Source organism: Bacillus sp. BR3(2024) (assembly GCF_039134555.1).
Lineage (GTDB): Bacteria > Bacillota > Bacilli > Bacillales > Bacillaceae_G > Bacillus_A > Bacillus_A cereus.
Map to the genome: position 1 here is coordinate 2,854,663 of NZ_CP152433.1, position 14,964 is coordinate 2,869,626.

A 14,964-nucleotide genomic window follows, 5' to 3' on the forward strand; every position below is an offset into this window, starting at 1 on the left:
CACATTTTTTATTAAAACGTGTGCTTTCTCTTCCCGATATTCATTTTTCCATAATTTCTTCTATTTCAACAGGTCCACTACATATGTGTTTTTTTCATCTAGCGGTATGTTACTGCTTTGAACTTTGTATGTCATACATAATCGAGACTATAAAATCATATTTAGTAACAATCGACGAAAAAATTTGGAGGCTATATCGATGAATGAAAAATATGATAAACATAGGAAAGAATTATTAGAAGAAGACTTTAATAAACATCGAGAACTTACTGAACCAGCTAAATTTCACTCTCAAACAGTTGGTTCACGTGGACCTGTACTAGAGCAAGATAGTGTACTGCATGAGTCATTACAACAATTTATTCATGAAAAAATTTTAGAAAGACCTGTTCATGTAAAAGGATTTGGTGCGTTCGGTTATTTTCAAACGATATATTCGATGTCTGAACATACTAAATTAAGTTTTTTACAAAATTCTAATGAGAAAGTTCCTGTTATGGTTCGATTTTCGTTAGCTGTTAGTACGAAAGGAACACCGGATACTGCTAGAAATGTACGCGGTTTTTCCACAAAATTTTATTCAAAAGAAGGCATTTTTGACCTTTTATGTAATCACATTCCTGTTTTTTCTGTCCGTGATCCAATGCGTTTCCCTGAAACGATTCAAGCATTATTGCCTTCACCTAAAAATAACTTAATAGACCCTAATAGATTTTGGAGTTTTGTCGCTAAAGCACCTGAATCTATTCATTTTGTTGTCCGTTTATACTCTAATAATGGTACGGCCAAAAGTCTTCGCCACATTCCAGGACATAGTGTTAATACATATGTATGGAGAAATGCGGAAGGTAATCGAAAGTATGTAAAGTATCATTGGTACCCATTTGAAGGTGTACAGTACATTACTAGTAAAGAAGCAATTAAATTAGCTGCTGAAAATCCTGATTATAGCGGGAAAGATTTATATGATGCTATTGAAAATGGTAAACCAGTGGAGTATGGTTTATACGTCCAGCTCATGGATCCGAAAGATGAAGCGCACCTTTCTTATGATCCTTTAGATGACACAAAAGTATGGGATGAACAGACGTATCCTCTCATACCAGTCGGGAAAATGGTATTAAATAAAAATCCTGAAAATTTTATGGAACAAGTAGAAAAGGTCGCATTCTCTCCTTCTAATTTACTGGATGGTGCAGAACTATCAGATGATAAAATGCTGCAAGGGCGCGCTAACATTTACAGTGATTCACAAAGAAGAAGAATTGGTCCAGAATTTCGCAAATTAACGATTAACCAGCAGCAAGATTGGACACCTGCTAATCAAATTACAACCGGTGAAGGAAGGTACGTTGAAGGTAAACTTGAAAGAACTTCTATAATGAAACAGGATGACTTTACGCAGGCTGGTGAATTTTATACGAAGTTACAGCCAATAGAAAAAGAACATCTCGCTGAAAACTTAGCTAGTGATTTGAAAGTTATATCCGATGATATTAGGGAGATCGTTTTGGGGTATTTCAATCAAGTATCAACTGATTTGAAAACAAGCATTGAGACAAAAATGAAAGAGCATTAAGAAGATTAAAACATGCTTTACGAATGAGAATTCAAATCTATATTAATTATTTTCTTGTCAAAATCCAATGAGGTTATTTAATTTGAAAATATAAAGCCAACATATCCCTGTTCTATAATTAGAACAGGGATATGTTGGCTTAGTTTAATGTTTAACATTACATACTTTATTTCGCTATAAAATGCGATAAGTAGCCTTTCAAAACAAACTATAGTAAACTATTTTACTTGTACCGTATAATTCCCTGTTCCACCACCATACTTATATACACTTAAGTAATATTTCCCTGGCTTTGCATTATAATTTCCAAGCAATTTGTTTCCATCACGTTTTGTTGCATAAGCTACATAATTATTTAAATCTGATTCAGAATATAATACCCAGTTCAGTCCAAGATTTTGTTCGTTCGTAACAGAAATTTGTAAATCTTTTTGATCCTTTACATCAATAACAAATTTATCCCCCTGATCTTGATCGCTCAAGGTTCCTCTTAACAAAATATTCAAAGATAGTGGGTTTGCTGTTTCAAATGAATTATTTGGTTCTTTTTCTACAGCCGTACCTTCTTCCGTATTCACTCCGCTAAACACAACATCATATTCAAATTGCCCAGCATTATTTACACGGTAATTTACAAAATAAGCAGTCAATGTTTTATATCCAGTCCACTCTTTTCCTGAAAGACGTTTCAACATATCATTTGTTGCTTCATTCATCACTTTCCAGTCCTCAACTTCTCCTTTAGCCACACTTCCTGTATATGTTCCCTGTAGTGTAAATGTATTAAAGAATTGTGATTTATTCTTTGTTACTTTCACATCTTTTAATTTCGCTTCATTCGTAATATCTGAAGTAACGTCCGAAAGCGATTTTGGATCATGTTGAGTTAAATATTCATCTGATACTTGTGGAATCGTATACTTATCGCGATTATCAATAAGCATTTGCATATAAGATTGATATTCTTCATTTAACTTATTATCTTTGCTTAATGTAGCACGGTATGCATCGTAACTTGAAACATCATTTGCGCGAATTAAATCATGTACTTTATCGAACATTTCTGGGCGCTTATTATACATATATGATTGCAGCGCAAACGAATAATTATAAAAATCCCACGTTCCATATTTCGCATTTAACGTTTGTGATGCTGTATAACGTTTTGCAGGATCATTAGATAACCCGCCAATTATACTTTTTCGCGGTACTACACTATCTAATCGAGTTGCACCTGCAAAGAACTCTGCATTCCCTTCTTCAAACCATGTTAAACGTTCATTTTGATACATTTCCCCTTGGCCCCATAATTCCTGAACTTCGTACCTTCCCTGTAAGTAGTGCGTAAATTCATGGCGGAACAATTCTTCCAGACTATAAATACTTTGCTCTGGTGTACGTTCATATGTAAAGAAAGTTCCTGTCCCTTCAATATAAATCCCACCATTATTCGTTTCATATCCGTACAGTTGATGATTAAATTGATACTCATCTGGGCTATTATAAATAACCATCGTTAACACATCATCAGCATGTCCACTTTCAAGTGGTTTATCGCTACCAACTGTACGATAAAATTGAGAACGCACCTCTTTTGCCGCCCAGTATAGACGTTTAATTTTCTCTTCGCTAACTTTATCCCCAGCTTTAAAGACAATTGCTCCATCATCAAACGTATACGTTTTCGGTAAATATTTCTTTTTACCTTCTTCTCGAATTTGATCTAAATTTACAGTTTTTCCATTCGCATCTATTCCTCCATAATTTGTAGTAATTTGTTCTGCCGCAACAAAGTATTGCTCTCCTAAATATGGGTAAATTCGCATTGCATCTGTAACAACTTGTTGTCCTTTTGTCGGCGTGCTATGAAGCTTGCCCAATCGGCCAGCATAATAAATTCCATTATTAATTAACCATCCGTTTTTATTTGTTACTGTACCAAGTAGTGCAAAACGATTTACTTCATTAATAAAGTTATCGATATTCCGAAACCACATCGTATCTTTTGGCTCTTTTCCAGTCGTGTACATATCCGTCTGAATATCAAAGTCAATTCCCTTCATCAACTCATATATAGCGTCTCCTTTTGTTCGGTCTTCAATGAAAGTTGCAAGATTATCGTTATATTGTTTAAAAATTTCACCTGCATATAAAACCGTTTCAACATCTGCTGATGCATTTCCAATTAATTTTCCATATGATGCAATTATTTTATTTTGTTCTGATGTACCAAGTTTGAAATTTGGATTTTTTGCAATTGTTTTTAAAGCTGGTAAACACTTATCATGGTAGCTACGCTCATTTAGTTTGCTTAATTCATCATGGTAAAAACCTAAATAAAATGCTGCACGTAGAGCTTCTACTAATGTTTCAATCCCTTTTGAATCATCTTTCGTATAAGCTTGTCCTTGTTCTGCTAGTTTATTAATAATTGCTTGCATTCGGCTATCATCTTGATAGAATTTAAGACTATCACTATTAAACTGAAATAATTCCGGAATTTGATACCATTTAATTGTCACAAGAAGATCAGTTAATTGTTTATTATTTAATTGATTTAACTCAGCCATTGAATACTTTTTTTCTTCAGCTAACGGTTTAATATTATCGGTTGGTGCTAGTGGGCGCTGTGATAAATCCGCTAATTTTAACCGTTTTGTAAAAGATGCATTTTCTTGTACTTTTGAAGGGTGCGCCAATTCATCAACAGATTTCTGTATTCCTACCGGCTCCATTTGTAATACGTTCTTCACATTTTGCTCTTTTGTCTCTGCTTGAATTTGCAAACCATTACATGTTATTGTCACTAATCCAACACCAAGAATCCACTTAGAAATTTTCGAATATTTAACCATCCCATTGCCCCCTAATAACTTAAAAGAAAATTCAGAATTTTAAATCCAAAAAAACCACTTATTTGTATGTATTTACAGTTCCGCTATAAATACAACTATGATTAATAATGCAATAGTAGCTTGTTTTATACTATTACGAGTACAGATTCCTTACATACAATCTCCCTTCCTTACATGTAATACAAGCAAAAACCGTGCCAATCATATTTCTTATGAATAGCCAACATTCTTTTATAAATACTGTAGAATAAAATATACATAGGTGGTTCGGTAATGTATAAATCATTTGACACAAAATCTAATGTTTATGAAGAACAAATTCATTGAATATTATAAGTTCATTAGCCAGTAAATAATCCCCAATTATTAAATCTCTCAAAAAAAGGTAAACAAACATATTCCATAAAGCTAATATGTTCGTTTACCTTTTTCTATTTCACATCAACAGCAAAATATCGTTGAATAAAAACAGTATGAATAAGTATTTTGTTATTCATTTCTCTTTTTCATATAATCTTTTTCACATTGCAACAGCTTGAATTTCACTTTTTTCCCTTTCTTCTTTTTCGTTTTTATAACGAGCCATTCCCCTTTTTCAACGTCTAGTTTTAGGCGTTTCATTACATTGATATTATCTTTTTCTTTATAAAGTAAAAATGCTTCTTGTGCCCTCACAAATAAGCTGGGCTGTTCGCTAAATCCACCACTATCATAAATTTTAGTTAGCGAATTATAATAAGAATCATTTTCCTTTCCACCATACATCAAATGAGCAGCCTCCAGATCTCTTTTACTTACTTCCCAAAAACTATGTTCATCAATATTTAAATTAAATGTGGATTTAATGTCCTGTATTATATTCTTCACATGCTTTTCATCTCTAACTTTTCTTTCTTCGAGACAATCCGAAGATAATTCTGGTGCATCTGATTGGGAATGTACAACGTGTTGTATCGATACACACAGAATAAATACGCTTAAAATGTAAAATATTTTTTTCATATTTACATATCACCTCAAATGATTTAGATACTATATCATTTGAGGCTTACAATATTCTTATGCTAATAATGAGAAAGATCCTATAAAATTTTTATAGGATCTTTCCTTTTAATATTGCTTTATCAAATTCACGGGCGGGGCAACTACCTTACTACTTTTCACATCATATAATCCTATAGGTGTTACTCGTATAAAAGGCAAGTGCGTCGCAGAAAAGAATAAAATTGTAAATGCTGGATCATCATGCGCGTAGCCACGCTCTTGTAGTAATTTCACCATCTGTTTCTCTTCCTGTATTAATTCTCTCATTTTTAAATTAGACATAATCCCGAGCAATGGTAATGCTATTTCGTGTAACACTTCATTGTTTTCTGCTATGACCATTCCACCACCGAGCTCTTTTACTCTACGAAAAGCTGTGAGCATATCTTCTTTTCTTTTTCCGATAAGAATGATGTCACCTGTACCAGAATAAGAGCTAGCAAGCCCACCTAGTTCTTTCGCAAAACCTTTCACAGCTATATTCACTTGCCAACTGCCATCACGAGCAATCATCATAAAGAAACATTCATCATGATCTGTGGACAATTCATCACAGTCTATATTAATTTCACTAGTGTATGGTTTTGTAATAACGTTGTTTAATAAGTGTATCCCCGTTTTATTAGAGAAAATCATATCCTCTTTTTCTATTGACCAATCTAATAATAATGGAGTTACTTTATGTTTACTCCAGTCTATATGTAATGCTTCATGTGTATTTACACCGTCACGCTTCACCCATTTCCCCTTTGCAAGGACACTGATTGGTACTGGGTTTTCTTTACTTTCTAAAATATTGATATTAGCAATTCTACCTGTCGCAATCGAACCATGTACATGTTCCATATTATAATAGCGAGCAATATTATAACTTGCCATATCGTATGCATCTATTACTGGCACGCCTTGTTTTATCGCGGTAGAAATCATAACGTTTGTCATTCCATTCTCATAAAACGAAGGATGTGAGCCGTCTGTTGTAAAAAAGAATCTATCAAACTGCTTTACGCCTAGTTCCAACAATTCTTTCAGTAAAACTTCTAAATCTGGGCGGATTGAAGAATTTCTTAGGGAAACAGTGTAACCTTGCATAAGACGAGTGAAAACTTCCTGCCCTGTCATCGCTTCATGATCACAATCTGTACCTAACAGTTTTAACTTCGCTAAAGTCGTTTCAGATGCACCCGGAAAATGTCCTTCTACTTTCTTTTGCAATCGCTTCGTTTCCTGCACCCAAGTTAACATTTCATCATCGCCATGTAATAGTTTTGGCCATGCTGTTAGCTCGCCGCCTTGAAGAACCGCTTCATGCTGCAGCCACTCTATTATTTCTTCACGATTAAACAAAGATTCTCCGTTTTGCAATTCAGTCTGTCCATCAAAACGGCACCACCAATACATACTTGCTGGAATCTTATTGAATTCATCTAATAAACGAAATGCTTCTTCACGCTTTAATGTGAAAAATAAAGTTAAATTATCATTAATAAAAGTTGTTGTCCCAAACTGCATCGCATGATTCGCTAGCGTCTCTGGGTTATATAACTGATACGGATGTGCATGTGGTTCTATGTAACCGGGTACGACATACTTTCCTTCGCAATCAACAACTTCACACTCCGTTAATTGCTCTGGCAGCTGCTCCCCTACGTATACAATTCGATCATTATATATCCAAATGTTCGCTGTCATCCACTCGCGCATATAAGAATTTAAATATGTTGCATTCTTTAATAATATGTGTGTGCTTCTCTTACCATCTAGTACTTCAACATGTTCTCGTAATTGTTTATTACTCCATTTATAATGATTTTTCCCCATTGTATTCAACTCCAAATCAACTCATAATTATTTTGATTAAAACGAGTAATATTTAACTAACTAAAGTATTTTCCATTCATAACTCCCCTATTGGTGCCCCTATATCCTTCATTATATGTAAAAATTTAAAAAATAACAATTTTCAGAACTATATACATACCTCTTTTATCCAAAATAAAAAAGAATGTCATGTAACTGACATCCTTTTTTATTTTGTCGTAAGCATTAAGATTGATTTTCACTTTGGAATACACTTGATGTCATATCATAAATGCAACTACTGTCCATAGTTGCGAACTTAAAAAAGCACCTCTTTTAAATACAACTATAACAAAATTCTATTCATTTTCTTTTCATCTATTTATTAAATTCAATTTGCATCATTTTATTTAACTGCGGAACAATATCGACCCCACCTATTGAGTTAAGACTGATAGCTAATGTATGTTTGCCTCCAATTACTCCCCCAGCAAAAGTTGCAAATCCAGGAATTCCTCCTCCATGCCCCCAAACTGAAACACCGTTTGGAAGTTTAGTCTCATAGATTCCAAGACCGTATGCGTCACCAACCCCTTTGCCTTCTATAGGAACTGTAGTAAGCATTTCTTTTAGCTCGCGTTCCTTCAGTAACTTACCACCAAGTAAAGATGAAAAGAACTTATTTAAGTCATCCGCATTAGAAATCATATCTCCAGCTGCATTAGCTAAACTCGGATTATAATACGTAATATCTTTGAACTCGCCTGTTCCTTCCATTTTCACATATCCACGAGCATGATTCTTTCCTGGGATGACGGGTGAATTTCCTGGTAAAAACGTATTTGATAGATCCAAAGGTTCAATAATTCGCTTTTCGATTTCTTCCGCATAACTATTTCCAGTTATTTTTTCAATAAGCATTCCTAGTATTACGTATCCTGTGTTTGAATACAACCAATCTTTACCCGGCGAGAAATCTGGAGGCAGCGAAAGGCCTATTTTCACTATTTCTTCTGCTGTATACGTTTTTTTCGAATTCATTATGTCCGCGTCTTTTGACTTTAAGTATTCAGCGATACCACTCGTATGATTCAAAAGTTGTCGTATCGTAATTTGATTACCATCATACCCATTTCCTTGCACGAGACCCGGTAGCCACTTTTCAATTGGATCGTCAAGTTGTAAGCGATTTTCTCCTACTAATTGAAGCACAGTCGTCGCAGTAAACGTCTTCGTCACACTACCAATCCGAAAGCGATAATCCGAATTCACCGGTTTCTTTGTACTTAAGTCCGCCACGCCAGCAGTAAAACTACTAGTTTTTCCGTTGTTAGACGCCTTAGCTAATATTCCTACAGCACCAAGCTGTACTGTTTCCTGCATTACTTGTTTCCAGCCATTACGATTCTTTTGATCATGTACTTGTGACGAACTAGAAATATTTTGAGTTGACTCTGCAGTCACAGTAAAACCAGGTGTGAATAGAACCGTACCCGCTAATAAAACTGCAAAACTTGCTAACTTAATTGAATTACATTTTTTCATAAGGCTTTCTCTCCTCCATTAATATCGGATTGATTCAAGCTATACTTTCATCCTATATGATAAATCTCTCTTTTTTCTTATCCATTCCTTACGAAATACTTACGTTTAAATTTAAATACGGTAAACTGAGGAAGAGTTATGCATGCAAATAAAAAGAGAACATGTTTTCATTTTTTATGTAAACATGTTCTCTTAAACATTTAAAATTCTATATCAACTTTTCATCCTATTCTTTACACAACTAATTTATATTCCTTTTTACCAGCCCGCACTAGCATTCATACCATTTCCAATAATAGAAAGTAATAGCGGCCATAATACTGGTCCTAGTGTAAGAAATATATTTAGAAGTATGAGCATTCTATATCTAACGGTGAAATTGTGATTTTTACGATTAACAAATACTAAACTGATTAATGATATTATAGTTGTTAAAAATAATACTAACATTAGCAACCAATACCACACCATTAAACTAAGACTCCACGGTGTTAATAGCTCATGTATGATACAAAATGAGATTCCTAATACAGCAAAACTAAAAATAGTCACCGATGTTTTTATAAGCCATTTATTTATTTTTTTATCGTATGTATTTTTACAATATAAATCTATTAAAGTATATAAAGATAAATATGCCATTAATACACCTATCCAAGACAATAACCAGTCTCCGTCTCCTTTGAATAATACGTACAGTAACCAACACATACCTACTGCTGAAAAAACAAAGGAAATAAGTATGCTTTTTAATACCGATTTCATTACATTTTCACACCCTTAAAAAATCAAAAATTAATTATAATTTATAAAAATTAAGTATAGGTTAACATGTAATGAAGTATAAGTAAATAAAGTTAATTTTGTTTACCTATTTGAAGACGGTTTCATATAAGAAAATAATTCATGTTAATCAAATTTCCGTATAAAAATAGAAAAGGTGGATATTTATGTATCCACCTTCCCGTCTCCCTCTACCCACTTCATTATTTCTTCCACATCTAAATCCGTATACGTCTTTTCACCATAACGAACAGACTCATATAACGAGATAATATCTCTTGTTCTACAAATTCTTTTTAACCATTGTTGTATCGTTTCATAGGACCTTCTCTGTTCATGAAATGGTAATGTTCTTTCCCATTCAACTAACGTTTTTCTTATCTTATCTGTCGGTAACGGCCGTTCTAACTGATGAATGACTTTTTCATTCTTTATGCTTCTTACCGCAGTTTGCTTTGTGATCGATTCTTTCTCCTGTACTATTTCTGTTCTCATCAATTTGTTCCTAATATACTTGTAGATGGCATATATAATTAATATTGCGATTATCACATAAAAAACTATAGTAATCCATACATTTGAAAGAACAGAAAGCACGTCACTCCATAGACTTTCTCTTTCGAAAGGTTGAAATTTTTTACCCGTTTTCGTTCTTATACCCGTATCTTTTACTTCTTCATATTCATCTTCATCTATTTTGGAATCATCAAAATTTTCACCTATACTAGTAAAGTCATAATTTCTTTCCGATATTGTCTTAGTCTTACTGAAAAAACGCTCTTTTACTATGTCTTGTACATACACAATACCTTGTGATAACGTTATCGCACTAATCGCAAAGAAAAGTATGATTAAAGTTCTCACACTCCATAACTTCACTTTCATATGTCGCTTTTTATTCACCATGACATAAGCCCCTTCTTATTCTTTCATTACAATCCATTTATTCGTTCTACTGTATTTCTTTGGTGAAGTACCAATAATTAAAGGAACCGCATCCAGTTCCTTTCGACGAAAGCCTGCTGTGTAAAAGTAAGAAGAAGATATAGGCGTATCTTGGTCTGATATCGAGGCAAGTATCCTTAATACATTTTGCAAATGTTTCCGATTATCCCCATTTTTTATATGTAGCAAACCGTTATCTTTTACACTATTGATCCATACTTCAAACGAACAGTTTTGCATAAGAAGTTGTTTGCATATACCTGCTGTTAATTCAATTAGTTCCTCTATATCATTTCGCAAAGAAACACCACTTTTATTTTGCAAGTTGAGATAAATCGCGTATTTATCACATTGTGTTCGCTCATACTTTTTCGCAATTATCGTCCCTGTTTTCGCTGTTGCACTCCAGTGGATGGAACGAAAATCTTCATTTTCATAAGACTTTACTCCCATTACTTTCGTTTCATCATATAAGGGTGAAGACATCGCTTTTCGAAATCCTCGTGACCATTCTTGTAATTCAGGAACTTGTATTTTCGGAACAGCTGGTAAGACTAAATAAGAGGGCGTATCAACTTGTTTATATGTTATATGGTTCGTTATAAATCCAAAGAGATCAGTAATAACAATTTCAACTTCTTCCCATTTCGCGATGCCTCTTTTTAACGCTACAGCTTGCAAATCAAATGAAACTGACTCCCTTCCTTTTAAATTAAAATTCATATAATAATTTGAACCTGTACTATGATTTTTGTTTATTTCATCATGATTCCAAGTTAGCTTATTTTCACATTTAAATCGAAATACGATATTAAGAATAGGAAATATCGACTTGTTTGAAATTTTCATTTTGCACATATTCGTTTCACCTATAAAAACATTCGAATTCCCTTGACTGTATTCCCATTCAACACGAGATACTTTACGTATATATACATGCATAGCACCTATTAAAATTACATATAAAAATACGAGAGATAAAAACAGTAGATTACTTGAAAATACACTTAAAATAACGGCTACAACTGACATAACCCCCATTACGAAAGGCTCCGCTAAAGGTGTATACACAAGCTGTTGATTCATCGTACATTCTCCACTGGCACACTAATCGTATGAAGAATTTCTTTCATAATTTGTTCTTTCGTCGTTTTCATCTCTCCCTCAATCGTTAACGTTAAACGATGAGCACAAACTGATGCAGTGAGCGTCTTAATATCATCTGGCGTACAGTAATCTCTTTCATTTAATATTGCCCGTGCTTGAATCGCTCTCATAAATGCCAACGTTCCCCGAGGGCTTACACCAATTTCAATTAACTCATGGTTACGAGTTGCTTCAATAATTTCAAGAAGATAATCTTGCACATCATTCCCTACTAACACTTCTCTTGCACGCTTTTGCATCGTAATAATTTCTTCACTTGAAATAATAGAGTGTAATGTTTCTAACGGATCATTCATTTGAAACCGATTCATCATTTCCTTTTCAGCTTCTCTCGTAGGATAACCTTGGCGAATCGTAAGTAAAAATCGGTCTAATTGAGCATCTGGTAAAGGAAATGTGCCCGCTGATTCGAGTGGATTTTGCGTTGCTATAACTAAAAAAGGTTCTGGTAATGAATGTGTCTGTTTCGCAATTGTAACCGTACGCTCTTCCATAACCTCAAGTAACGAAGATTGTGTTCTCGGTACAGCTCGATTAATTTCATCCACTAATACGATATTTGCAAAAATGGGTCCTAACCTTGTTTTAAAATCCGATTCCTTCACATCAAAGTATTCAAGGCCAATAACATCTCCAGGCAAAGTATCCGCTGTAAATTGTATTCTTTGAAATTTGGCGTCCACACTTTTAGCCAAACTTTTCGCTAATGTTGTTTTTCCTGTCCCAGGTACATCCTCTAATAAAATGTGTCCTCTTGCTATAAGAGCTATAGCTGCCAGTTCAATCGATTCGTCTTTTCCTATAATAACCTTCGAAATATTATTAGTAATTTTCTTTAATGTACTCATATATTATCTACCACCTTTTAATTATCTAAAAATTAAGAATATATTTTTTCCAAATTATAACATGTAATTCGAAGATGAAATAGAGTGAAAATGAATCTTTTATTTTTTCTTCATTGCACGCAAAAAAGCACCTATTGTCGTATATTGACAATGAGGTGCTTAACTCAATCCAACAGCCTTCTTTCCCTCTAATTTTTAGTAACAATACATCCTTTTTACTCCCATGCATACATTGTTTTCAATTAACTAGTAAAATGCATTCTAATATTACATATAATAAAAACCATTTCGATTTGTTCGTTATAGAACTTCCTGTACATCGACACTCTCAATCTTCACTTCATACATATTTGGGATGCTTGCTTCTTTTGGTACCCATGCATAATAATTTTGATCATTTTCTAATATAAATTGAACTAACTTTGTTTCTGAAACATTCCAGAAATTTTTAAGATTATCAATGTAGTCTTCTAAATCGTCTTTATAGTCCAGTTGTAATATATAATCTCTTACCGTCAGGGCAAACACAATTAAACTTCCTAATAGATTTTTTTGCTCATTTTCTTCTTCATACTCTTGTGGTAAGAACCACACTTGACCTATTCCTATCGTTTTTTTGTATTTTTCATAAAAACTACTATCATCCATATTCTCATAATCATGTATTAATTCATTGACCAATGAATGCCATTTTGGCGGAATAATATTTTCCAATGCAGGATTATGTTCAATTCCTTCTACTATATCCTCGATTTCTTCTGTCTCATCTTCATAGTGATATTCACTTAGGTCTATATGCTTGAATTTCATTTCATTTTTATAATGTGCCAAATCATATGGATAATGATTATTATCTTTTAAACTTGTATCATCAAGTCCGAGTATCTTTACTATTGCAGCTGTCTCAAAGCTCCAATACCCCACATATCCAGGTTCTTTATGTGCATTTTTCCATTCATAATCATAATGGCCTTTAAACCATTCTTTCTCCATGTACGTTTGCAATCTTTTAGACGCTTCTTTTTTATCTGTTTGTGCAAGTTCTATAATCTCTCTCGTTTTTGCATATGGATTTTCTTTATAATATCTATTCGTCATTTTTGTGTATCCGATATCACTAGCGCATAAGAGGAAATCGATTACTGCGTCGTTCATATTTTCCTTCTCAACTAGCTTGGCTAAACTTACAAGATTCTTTTTATCTGTTTCTAATAAAATCCCTAGAGATATCATCCAAATTAGATTTAAATATCCAACTTCATTTTCCCCTATATGCCTCAAATCAATAAGAGCTTTGTCAAAATCTCCTTCTATTGTATGGATAGCTTCTCCTAGGGAATATTTTGCGTTAATATCCTCTAACTCATAATTAAAATTTAATAGATACCTTCCTTCTATAAGACTTTTATTATCTTTAGCCTTTCTTTGAATACCATTCCTTTCATCTTCTTCAAAACTTTTAATCTCCTCTCTATTTTCCTCAATAAACTCTTTATTATATTCTATTCCTTCTCTACATTTTTCTTCTATACATAAAGGATCTCTCATACTATTCAATTCCTCCTAGTTCCTTAAATTATGGCCATTCTCCAATTATGTCTCCCTTTGCATCTATTCTAAATGTTTTCACATTTCCACTACTATCAACCTTTGATAACACTCTCTCAACTTCCTGATCTTGTAATGCTTTCGTAATCTTTGATGCTAATTTTGCATCTCCATCAACTGCCATCAATATTCTACTTTTTCGGGTCTTCGCACCATTCAACCAATCATTTGACATTTGTCGTCCATCTTTAGTTTTCCCCAATTGTGAACTACCAAACTTAGCTTCATCTATAACGTATTTGATCTTTGATTCTGCATTTGCATTTTCGTATAATCCATCAATCCCTTTTACTATTTTATCATTTATGCCTGATGATGCACTTTTTCCGACTGGCTTTAAATCAAATCCAGCTTCTTTTAAACTTTGATTATTCAATAAATTGTCACTAGATTTTATTTCACCATAGTTCCCTTTTTGCTTATTTGTAGCTGTTTTTGCATCAAAATTATCTACATTTGTATTTTTGTTACTGCTAGGTTTACCGTTAGCCGCACCCCCACCAGAAGACTGGATTTTTTGAATAGTATCCTTAGTATTTTGAATCGATTTATTCCAAACAAATCCACCATGTACAAAAAGACTTGCCACAGTAGCTGTTGCTGCTATATCTAATGGAATAACAATTTGTGACGCTAACCCGCCAGTTCCTACTTCTGCTACGATAATCCAGTCGTTGAAAACTTCTTCATATCATGAAAGAGAATTGTGGAAGCACTTCATCATTTGAAACTTTTGTTTTGGTATTTTTGGATATATAATTCACCAAATATTGTAATTCCGAAATAAAAA

The 14,964-nt window shown here is 33.5% G+C and carries 11 protein-coding genes; 1 reads left to right on the top strand and 10 read right to left on the bottom strand.

Features of this window, described 5'->3' with window-relative positions:
- The first annotated feature begins 199 nt into the window (after positions 1-199).
- Positions 200-1,579 (top strand): catalase, encoded by a 1,380-nt coding sequence (locus V7S45_RS14795; protein ID WP_001003610.1) that lies wholly within the window; start codon positions 200-202, stop codon positions 1,577-1,579.
- Between the two features lie 218 nt (positions 1,580-1,797).
- On the opposite strand, the gene colA is transcribed toward V7S45_RS14795, so the two are convergent.
- The 10 genes from colA to V7S45_RS14845 all read right to left on the bottom strand — a co-directional run bounded on the left by colA (position 1,798) and on the right by V7S45_RS14845 (position 14,763).
- Positions 1,798-4,434, bottom strand: a complete 2,637-nt coding sequence (gene colA, locus V7S45_RS14800; protein WP_025688704.1) for a collagenase ColA — start codon at positions 4,432-4,434, stop codon at positions 1,798-1,800.
- 489 nt (positions 4,435-4,923) lie between these two features.
- Entirely contained in the window at positions 4,924-5,436 is a 513-nt protein-coding gene (locus tag V7S45_RS14805; RefSeq protein ID WP_000719372.1) for a hypothetical protein, read from the bottom strand.
- A 108-nt stretch (positions 5,437-5,544) separates the two neighbouring features.
- Positions 5,545-7,299 carry an adenine deaminase C-terminal domain-containing protein gene (locus tag V7S45_RS14810; protein ID WP_000517625.1) on the bottom strand — a complete coding sequence of 585 codons (1,755 nt, stop codon included), beginning with the start codon at positions 7,297-7,299 and terminating at the stop codon, positions 5,545-5,547.
- Positions 7,300-7,656: 357 nt separating this feature from the next.
- Positions 7,657-8,823: a serine hydrolase domain-containing protein gene (locus tag V7S45_RS14815; protein ID WP_000710640.1), complete on the bottom strand. Its 1,167-nt coding sequence runs from the start codon at positions 8,821-8,823 to the stop codon at positions 7,657-7,659.
- A gap of 258 nt (positions 8,824-9,081) precedes the next feature.
- A complete protein-coding gene (locus V7S45_RS14820; RefSeq protein ID WP_342761418.1) occupies positions 9,082-9,588 on the bottom strand; it encodes a DUF3902 family protein in 507 nt (168 codons plus the stop codon).
- A gap of 183 nt (positions 9,589-9,771) precedes the next feature.
- On the bottom strand, positions 9,772-10,512 hold the full coding sequence (locus V7S45_RS14825) for a hypothetical protein (RefSeq protein ID WP_000247497.1): 741 nt from the start codon (positions 10,510-10,512) through the stop codon (positions 9,772-9,774).
- 15 nt (positions 10,513-10,527) lie between these two features.
- Complete coding sequence (locus V7S45_RS14830) at positions 10,528-11,637, bottom strand: DUF58 domain-containing protein (RefSeq protein WP_001075940.1); 1,110 nt, start codon at positions 11,635-11,637, stop codon at positions 10,528-10,530.
- The gene (locus V7S45_RS14835) at positions 11,634-12,566 is read right to left on the bottom strand and encodes a MoxR family ATPase (RefSeq protein WP_000105663.1); all 933 of its coding nucleotides are present in this window, start codon (positions 12,564-12,566) and stop codon (positions 11,634-11,636) included. Before V7S45_RS14835 ends, V7S45_RS14830 begins: the two co-directional genes overlap by 4 nt.
- Before the next feature lie 300 nt (positions 12,567-12,866).
- Positions 12,867-14,114: a PoNi-like cognate immunity protein gene (locus tag V7S45_RS14840; RefSeq protein ID WP_001205550.1), complete on the bottom strand. Its 1,248-nt coding sequence runs from the start codon at positions 14,112-14,114 to the stop codon at positions 12,867-12,869.
- A 28-nt stretch (positions 14,115-14,142) separates the two neighbouring features.
- Entirely contained in the window at positions 14,143-14,763 is a 621-nt protein-coding gene (locus V7S45_RS14845; protein ID WP_000157554.1) for a hypothetical protein, read from the bottom strand.
- Between the last annotated feature and the right edge of the window lie 201 nt (positions 14,764-14,964).